This is a genomic window from Bradyrhizobium sacchari, from assembly GCF_002068095.1.
Classification (GTDB): domain Bacteria; phylum Pseudomonadota; class Alphaproteobacteria; order Rhizobiales; family Xanthobacteraceae; genus Bradyrhizobium; species Bradyrhizobium sacchari.
The window spans coordinates 1-8,084 of sequence record NZ_LWIG01000045.1 but is presented as its reverse complement, the minus strand read 5'-3'; the positions used below and the strand labels follow the sequence as shown (position 1 = coordinate 8,084).

Here is an 8,084-nt window from a genome sequence, read left to right as displayed (position 1 = left end):
CCCGGCCATCCACGCTCTTCCTTCGAAGAAAGGCGTGGATGCCCGCGACGAGCGCGGCCATGACGTAGAGAGATCGGCGTGACGCCATTAAACTGAAGACATGAGCCTCAGATCTGCCCTCAAGGCCAAGCCGGAACCCGCGCGGTCGAATGCGCCATCGCGCCCAACGCTCCTGCTCGCCTGGTACGACCGCCATCGCCGCCGCCTGCCCTGGCGCGCCGCGCCCGGCGAGGCGTCGGACCCTTACCGCGTCTGGCTCTCCGAGATCATGCTGCAGCAGACCACGGTGAAGGCGGTCGGGCCCTATTTCGAAAAATTCGTCGCGCGCTGGCCTGATGTCACCGCGCTCGGGCGGGCTTCGCTCGATGACGTGCTGCGGATGTGGGCGGGGCTCGGCTATTATTCGCGTGCGCGCAATCTCTATGCCTGCGCGGTCGCGGTGACTCGCGAGCATGGTGGCGTGTTTCCCGATACCGAGGAAGGCTTGCGCGCGCTGCCCGGGATCGGGCCCTATACCGCGGCGGCGATTGCGGCGATCGCGTTCGACCGCCACACCATGCCGGTCGATGGCAATATCGAGCGCGTGGTGTCGCGGCTCTTTGCCGTTGAAGACGAGCTTCCGCAGGCAAAGCCTTTGATCCAGCAACTGGCGGCGACGCTACTCGCCAATTCCCGCGCCGGCGACAGTGCACAGGCGCTGATGGATCTCGGGGCCTCGATCTGCACGCCGAAGAAGCCGGCCTGCTCGCTGTGCCCGTTCACTGAGGATTGTACGGCGCGCGCGCAGGGAACGCAGGAGACCTTTCCGCGCAAGGCGCCGAAGAAGAGCGGAACGCTCAGGCGCGGCGCCGCTTTCGTGGTGACACGCGGGGCTGAACTGCTGGTTCGCTCGCGGCCCGAGAAGGGCCTGCTCGGCGGCATGACGGAAGTGCCGGGCTCTGACTGGTTGGCCGGACAGGCGGACGCGACCGCGAAGCAGCAGGCGCCGGAACTGAAGGGGCTGTCGCGCTGGCAGCGCAAGGTGGGCGTCGTCACCCATGTCTTCACGCACTTTCCGCTGGAGCTGGTGGTTTACACTGCGAAAGCCGACGCGCGCTCCCGCGCGCCCGCTGGCATGCGCTGGGTGCCCATCGCGACCCTCGCGGACGAAGCGCTGCCCAACGTCATGCGCAAGGTGATCGCGCACGGGCTGGATCTTTCGTCGGGCGCATCCTCCTGACAGCACGCTGGCAGCAACGTTAAGCTATCAGGGCGCGATACGGAGGCTGCGAATGGTCAAGACCGCGCTCGACAATTTTCCAAGGCCGCCCTGCGCCGAGCTGCTCGGCTGGCGCCTGCTCGATGCCCGGCCAGAGGAGGGCTGGATCAGGCTCGGCTTCGAGGGCAAGCCCGAATTCTGCAATCCGGCGGGCTTCATTCAGGGCGGCATGCTCTCGGCCATGCTCGACGACACCATGGGCCCGGCCGTGCTGGTGATGAGCGAGGGCCGGCTCTACACCACCACCATCAGCATGACCGTGAATTTCCTCAGCCCGGCCAGGCCCGGGACAATCATCGGTGAAGCGAAGGTGACGCAGCTCGGCAAGACGATCGCGTTCGTCGAAGCGAAGCTGATGACGGAGGACGGCACCGTGCTGGCGACCGCTAGCGCGAGCGAGCGCTTGCTGGAGGCGGCGGGGGCGGTGAAGTGATCCCAGCGCTCACGGCACGCTCCACTTCCCCTCTCCCCTTGTGGGAGAAGGTGGCGCGAAGCGCCGGGTGAGGGGTCTCTCCCAGTGAATTCAAATGCGAGTTGGACTAGCGGAAACAACCCTCACCCAAGTGAGTCTGGGTCTACCGGCGGCGATGCCCTCTCCCACAAGGGGCGAGGGCACATTCATGCGCATCGCGCTTTGAGCGGGCTCGTCAGGCCCGCGCATCTTTGCTTACGATCGCCGGCTTCGCATTCAGCGCCTCGACCTGGAACCCCGCGACGCGCTTGTAGTTGGCGGCGATGTCTTCCAGCTCCTTTTGCGACAGCACGTCGGTGACGACCTCAAAACCATCGGGTGCGCGCTCTTCGACCAGCTGCATGACCTGCTCGGGGCCGTTCTTGCGGTTGAGCAGGACGAGGTCGGTGGTCGCGGGCCTGCGCTCGGCTTCATAGGCGAGCAGGGCTGCTTGCGTCGGGCCGTGCGCCAGGATCTCGCGGGTGATGACCCGGGCGTCGAGGATCGCCTGCGAGGCGCCGTTCGAACCGATCGGGTACATCGGATGCGCGGCATCGCCCATCAGCGTGACGCGGCCGAAGGTCCATTGCGACACCGGATCGCGGTCGACCAGCGGATATTCGTAGGCGTGCGGACAGTTTTTGATCAGGCTCGGCACGTCGAGCCAGTCGAACTGCCAGCTCTCGAACCAGGGCAGAAATTCCTCGAGCCGCGCGGTGCGGTTATAATCCTCCCGCCGCCATTGATAGGTCGGCGGCATGTGCCGCTCGGCGACCCAGTTGATCTGGTGGTTGCCTGCCGCATCCGGCTCTTTCGAGATCGGATAGCAGACGAATTTCAGGATCTCGTGTCCGGCCATGATCATGGTGCGGCCGGTGAGGAAGGCTTTGGCCGGCGTGACGCCGCGCCAGAGGATGCGGCCGTTCCAGATCGGCGGGCCTTCGTTCGGATAGAGCTTTTCTCGCGCGGCGGAATGGATGCCGTCGGCGGCGATCAGGATCGCACCCTCGTAGCTACCCGCAGCCTTGCCGGTCGACTTGTCGATGAAGTCGGCGCGCACGCCGTCGCCCGTCTCGGTCCAGCGGGTCAGGTGATGGCTGGTGAGGATGTTGTCGCGGCCGAGCCGCTCGACCGCGGTGTCCAGCAGCAGCTGCTGCAGCGTGCCGCGATGGATCGAGAATTGCGGCCATTTGTAGCCGGCCTCCAGCCCGCGCGGCTCGCTCCAGATCGGCTTGCCGTGCTTGGAGAAATAGGCGAGTTCGCGCGTGCGCACGCCGCTGGCGTCGAGCTTGTCCATCAGGCCGAGCTCGATCAGCTCGCGCACCGCATGCGGCAGCACGTTGATGCCGACTCCCAGCGGCTTCAGTTCCGCGACGCTCTCGAACACTTTTACGGGAACGCCAATCCCGTGCAGGCTGAGCGCAAGCGTCAGTCCGCCAATACCGCCACCGGCGATGAGTACAGTCATGACGACCCCCCTCCAGATGCAGGCGTCTTGGCACAGGCGGGCGGATGTGGGCAACTGCGAAGAGCAAAGGGCGTAGAACAGCGTGCTATGGACCTCGGGGCCGACAGCAGTTAGTTTCCAGCTTTCTCATGAGGTCCGACATGCTCAAGCTCTACTACGCGACCGGCACCTGCGCGCTCGCCACCTACATGACCCTGGAGGAGGCCGGCGCCGACTACACGGCTGAACGGCTGAGCTTCAAGGACAACCAGCAGAACAGTCCGGACTATCTCGCGATCAACCCGAAGGGTCGCGTGCCGGCCCTGGTGACCGACCGCGGCGTCCTCACCGAGACGCCGGCGATGCTGGCCTATATCGCGCAAACCTTCCCCAAGGCGAAGCTCGCGCCGCTCGACGATCCCTTCGACTTCGCCCAGGTGCAGTCGTTCAACTCCTATCTCTGCTCGACCGTGCACATCAACCATGCCCACAAGATGCGCGGCGCGCGCTGGGCGACGGAGGAGAGCTCGTTCGCGGACATGAAGGCGAAGGTCCCGCAGACCATGGCCGCCTGCTTCAAGCTGATCGAGCAGAAGATGTTTCGGGGTCCCTGGGTCATGGGCGATCAGTTCACGATCTGCGATCCCTATCTCTACACGCTCTCGACCTGGCTCGAAGGCGACGGCGTCGATATCAATGCGACGCCGAAGATTGCCGACCATTTCAAGCGCATGTCGGACCGCCCGGCCGTGAGCAAGGTGATGGCCGCGCAGAAGGCCTAGTTAAATCTCCGCCGTCGTCCCGGCGAAGGCCGGGACCCCTACTGCCGAATCGATCGATTGCGTTCGGCAGGAAAAGGCGCGAAGCGCCGTGCCCACGATCTTTTTCCGGCGGCGACGGATGGTGGGCACGCTTCGCTTTGCCCACCCTAGGAAGCCTTCCGCTTCTCCAACTCCCGTCCCGTTTCCAGCATCAGCCGCCGCAGCCAGATCGAGCCCGGATCCATCTGGGCCCGCGTCGGATGGAACATGAACTGCTCGTCGATCCCGGGGTCGAGCGGCGGCGTCACCGTGACGAGGCCGAGCTGCTTCGACAGCGCGGCGATCAGCCGGCGCGGCACGAAGGCGACGAGATCGGTTCGCGCCGCGACGTGCAGCGCTTCGAGATAGCCTGACACGATCAGCGCAATGTGCCGCTCGATGCCCTTGGTGCGCAGCCAGGTGTCGATCAGATCCTCGCTGCTGCCGCGGATGATCACGCCGACATGGCGCGCGGCCAGGAACGCCTCGCGCCGCTTCAGCTTCGCGGTCATCGGATGGTCGCGCCGCACCGCCAGCGCATCGCTGTCGGTGTAGAGCAACTGGCGATGAAAACCCTTGAAGGCATTGCCGATCGAGATCACGAGGTCGATGGTGCTGGCGAACTCGGCGTGAAAGATCGCCGGTCCCCGCCACGGCACCACGTCGATGCGGACATTGGGCGCGGCCCGTGTCACCTTCTCCATCAAAGGCGGCATCAACAGCTCGACCGCGAGATCGGGCATCATCAGGCGGAACTGCCGTTCGCTGCGCGCCGCGTCGAATTCATCCGGCACGAACAGTCCGCGGACCTGGTCGAGCGCCTGCGCCAGCGGCGTGCGCAGGGCCAGCGCTCGCGGCGTCAGCTCCATCCGTGCGCCGGTGCGCACCAGCAGCGGATCGCCGAAGATCTCACGCAAGCGTTGCAGCGCATGGCTGGTAGCGGGTTGCGACAGTCCGATGCGCATGGCCGCTCGGCTGACATTGGCCTCGCGCAGCAGTGCGTCAAGCGCGGTCAACAGATTGAGGTCGAGGGACTTCAAATTCATGAGGCGAATAGATATCATATCAGCTATCGATTTGAAGAATTATCCGCCCGCCGCGATGATCTCCCTGTTCTCATCACAGGAGATGCCGCCATGAGCGCTGATGCCAACAAGAAACTGATGCAGGATATTTTCGCCGCTGCCGCCAATCCCGATCCGGCCGCGCGCGACCGCGCCCTGTTCACCGCGAGCCTTGCCGATGATGCCAGATGGGTCGTGACCGGCCAATATTCCTGGTCGCGCACCTTCACCGGCAAGGAGGCGATCCTCAACGACCTGCACGGCTATGTCCGCACCCGCCTGCGCGACCGGACGCGCACCGTGGCCCACCGCTTCATTGCCGATGGCGACATCGTCGTGGTTGAGGCCAAGGGTGACAATGTCACGCCGGAAGGCGTGCGCTACGACAACGATTACTGTCTGGTGTTTCGTCTCGAGGACCGCAAGATCAAGGAGATCCGCGAGTACTGCGACTCGGTGCTGACCGAGAAGGCGCTGGGCCCGTTTCCGCAAGCACCCGCGAGGGCCGCGAGCTGACCGGGTTGGACGATCTCGGGTCCGCCGGCCGTCGCTGTCCGTCACAGCCGTCGATGGTCGTGCGCGCCTGGCGGACGCTGGTGGACCTCATGTGTATCAGGCGGGACTGGTCGCGTGCCCGCGGCCAGCTCGCTGCCATGACGGAACGGGAGCTTCAGGACTTCGGCATGACCCGGTCGGAGATTGCCTACGAGCTGAAGAAACCCGTTCGGTGGAAGTAGGAGCCCAGAGCAGGCGGGGGCGCCATGGGGTCGGCGCGCTCGGCAAATTGACGCAGGCGGTGCGCCTGACAGACGTTGATCGTCGAAACGCTTGCGACATGCCGGCCGCCAGCCAAATCCTTGCGCAGCTGGCTATAAAATCAGCAGAAGTTGTGCGCGTCGCAAAGAGTCTGCGCGAAAAATTGGAAGGTTCAATTAACGAGTGTCCTCCATTGTGTCGCGGTGCAGCGTGGGTCGCAAAGATGCGACGCGCGGCTGCCGGGGTGGCCGCTGACGATCGTCGAACGGGTTCGGCTGCTCGAAGTCGCATGCATCTGGTGGACAGTGGGAATGCCGAAGTTTCGTTTGCGGATCAGGGGACGCCTGTACGCAGGCTTCATGGCCCTGGTGGCGGTTGGTGTCGTGATGGCGGTGGTTGCCGTCTGGAATTTGCGGGCCGTGCAGGATCAGGTCGCAAAGCAATCGGCGCTCTCGGACAGCACGGCGCGGGTGCTGGAGATATCGACCCACCTCCAGGCGATCCAGCGCGCCAATCTGCGCTACATCTACGACGCCAGCGAACCGGCGATGAAAGAGGCTCAAGAACGGGAAACCGCGGCGACCGAACTGTTGAAGGTCGGCGCGCAGGGGACGGCCTCCGAGGAGCGGCGCCGCCTTTACGAAGATCTCATCACGGACATCGCCAGGATGCGGAGTCTGCGTGACAATCTTGGGGACGCCGTCAACGAAGCAAGAACCGGCAAGGCGACGCTGCTGCCGAGCGGAGACGAACTGACCGTCAAGGTGGGCAAGCTGGTCGATGTGGCGCGCGCAGCCGTCGACGAGGACACAGCCTCACTCGTCGCGGACCTCGAATCCAGGCTTCTCCAGGTGCAGATCGCCAACTGGCGCTTCCTGGCCCTACGCGACACCAAGGGCCCCGCCAATTTCAGGACCAACGTGGACAGGGCGATGCAGCGCCTTTCGGCGCTCGAAAAGAGCCCGCAGGCGACGGAGCTGCGCACCACGCTCGCCCCGGTGAAGACCTCGCTCGGCATCTACAAATCCGCGTTCGAGACGACCTCCGCGGCGATGCTCCAGGCCGACGAGATCTACCACAAGAATCTCGCCCCGCTCATCGTCGAGAGCATCGGCAAGCTCAAGGTCGCGGAAACCACCCTGAAGAAGGACTACAAGGGGTCGCGCTCCGCCGCCGAAGCCGTGATCGACGGCACGACGACCGTGCAGGCGACCGCGGGCGGCCTCGCCGTCCTGTTCGGACTGATCGTCGCCTTCCTGATCGCCCGCAGCATCGTGGGTCCATTGACCTCGATGACGCGTGCGATGGGGCAGCTTGCCGGCGGCAATCTCGCGGTCGAGGTTCCCGGCCGCGGCAAGGCCGACGAGATCGGCGACATGGCCAAGGCCATCGAGGTGTTCAAGGACAACATGGTCGACACCGAGCGCCTGCGGCACGAGCAGACCGAGATCGAGGCCCGGCAGGCCGAGAGCCGCAAGGCTGACATGGTCCGGCTCGCAGACCAGTTCGAGCGGGCCGTGGGCGAGATCGTGAATACGGTGTCGTCGGCCTCGAACGAGCTCGAAGCCTCTGCCGGAACGCTGACGGCGACCGCCTCGCGCGCCCAGGATATCTCCACCGAGGTGGCGTCCGCCTCCCAGGAGGCCTCGGCCAATGTTCAGGCCGTCGCCTCCGCCACCGAAGAGCTGTCTTCCTCCGTCAGCGAGATCGCGCGCCAGGTGCAGGAATCCGCCCGCATCGCCAGCGAGGCCGTCGGCCAGGCGAGCCGGACCAACGAGCGCGTCGGCGAATTGTCCAAGGCTGCCGCCCGCATCGGCGACGTGGTCGAGCTGATCAACACCATCGCGGGCCAGACCAATCTCCTTGCGCTGAATGCGACCATCGAGGCCGCGCGCGCCGGCGATGCCGGCCGCGGCTTTGCCGTGGTCGCCTCCGAGGTCAAGGCGCTGGCCGAGCAGACAGCGAAAGCCACCGGCGAGATCGGCCAGCAGATTTCCAGCATCCAGGCCGCCACCGAGCAATCGGTCGGCTCCATCCGGGAGATCAGCGGCACCATCGAACGCCTGTCGGAGATCTCGTCGACGGTTGCTGCCGCGGTGGAGCAGCAGGGCGCGGCGACACAGGAGATCTCCCGCAACGTCCAGCAGGCGGCCCATGGCACCCAGCGCGTCTCGACCAACATCGGTGACGTCCAACGCGGGGCCTCTGAAACGGGGTCTGCCTCCTCGCAGGTGCTCTCGGCGGCGCGCTCGCTGTCGGCGGACAGCAACCGGCTGAAGCAGGAAGTCGCAAAATTCCTGAGCTCGGT

The 8,084-nt window shown here is 65.3% G+C and carries 8 protein-coding genes; 6 read left to right on the top strand and 2 right to left on the bottom strand.

Annotated elements, in window-relative coordinates:
• Nucleotides 1–100: 100 nt before the first annotated feature.
• Nucleotides 101–1,219 (top strand): A/G-specific adenine glycosylase, encoded by a 1,119-nt coding sequence (mutY, locus tag A5906_RS31335; RefSeq protein WP_080139048.1) that lies wholly within the window; start codon nt 101–103, stop codon nt 1,217–1,219.
• A gap of 52 nt (nt 1,220–1,271) precedes the next feature.
• Nucleotides 1,272–1,691, top strand: coding sequence for a PaaI family thioesterase (locus A5906_RS31330; protein WP_080139047.1), 420 nt, complete (start codon nt 1,272–1,274; stop codon nt 1,689–1,691).
• A gap of 214 nt (nt 1,692–1,905) precedes the next feature.
• Here the strand turns inward: A5906_RS31330 and A5906_RS31325 are convergent, their stop codons facing one another.
• Nucleotides 1,906–3,177, bottom strand: a complete 1,272-nt coding sequence (locus A5906_RS31325; RefSeq protein ID WP_080139046.1) for a flavin-dependent oxidoreductase — start codon at nt 3,175–3,177, stop codon at nt 1,906–1,908.
• A 140-nt stretch (nt 3,178–3,317) separates the two neighbouring features.
• Between A5906_RS31325 and A5906_RS31320 the strand changes: the two genes are divergently transcribed.
• On the top strand, nt 3,318–3,938 hold the full coding sequence (locus A5906_RS31320; protein ID WP_080139069.1) for a glutathione S-transferase family protein: 621 nt from the start codon (nt 3,318–3,320) through the stop codon (nt 3,936–3,938).
• A gap of 146 nt (nt 3,939–4,084) precedes the next feature.
• On the opposite strand, the gene A5906_RS31315 is transcribed toward A5906_RS31320, so the two are convergent.
• A complete protein-coding gene (locus A5906_RS31315) occupies nt 4,085–5,002 on the bottom strand; it encodes a LysR family transcriptional regulator (protein WP_080139045.1) in 918 nt (305 codons plus the stop codon).
• A 90-nt stretch (nt 5,003–5,092) separates the two neighbouring features.
• Between A5906_RS31315 and A5906_RS31310 the strand changes: the two genes are divergently transcribed.
• The 3 genes from A5906_RS31310 to A5906_RS31305 all read left to right on the top strand — a co-directional run.
• A complete protein-coding gene (locus A5906_RS31310; protein WP_080139044.1) occupies nt 5,093–5,536 on the top strand; it encodes a nuclear transport factor 2 family protein in 444 nt (147 codons plus the stop codon).
• Nucleotides 5,537–5,541: 5 nt separating this feature from the next.
• Nucleotides 5,542–5,757, top strand: coding sequence for a DUF1127 domain-containing protein (locus tag A5906_RS41925; RefSeq protein WP_245326998.1), 216 nt, complete (start codon nt 5,542–5,544; stop codon nt 5,755–5,757).
• Between the two features lie 330 nt (nt 5,758–6,087).
• The coding region (locus A5906_RS31305) for a methyl-accepting chemotaxis protein (RefSeq protein ID WP_080139068.1) at nt 6,088–8,084 on the top strand (1,997 nt) is incomplete at its 3' end.

Excerpts from the sequence above, each read along its gene's own strand:
- mutY (WP_080139048.1), top strand. The coding sequence starts at position 101 with ATGAGCCTCAGATCTGCCCTCAAGGCCAAGCCGGAACCCGCGCGGTCG.
- A5906_RS31330 (WP_080139047.1), top strand. The coding sequence starts at position 1,272 with ATGGTCAAGACCGCGCTCGACAATTTTCCAAGGCCGCCCTGCGCCGAG.
- A5906_RS31325 (WP_080139046.1), bottom strand. The coding sequence starts at position 3,177 with ATGACTGTACTCATCGCCGGTGGCGGTATTGGCGGACTGACGCTTGCG.
- A5906_RS31320 (WP_080139069.1), top strand. The coding sequence starts at position 3,318 with ATGCTCAAGCTCTACTACGCGACCGGCACCTGCGCGCTCGCCACCTAC.
- A5906_RS31315 (WP_080139045.1), bottom strand. The coding sequence starts at position 5,002 with ATGAATTTGAAGTCCCTCGACCTCAATCTGTTGACCGCGCTTGACGCA.
- A5906_RS31310 (WP_080139044.1), top strand. The coding sequence starts at position 5,093 with ATGAGCGCTGATGCCAACAAGAAACTGATGCAGGATATTTTCGCCGCT.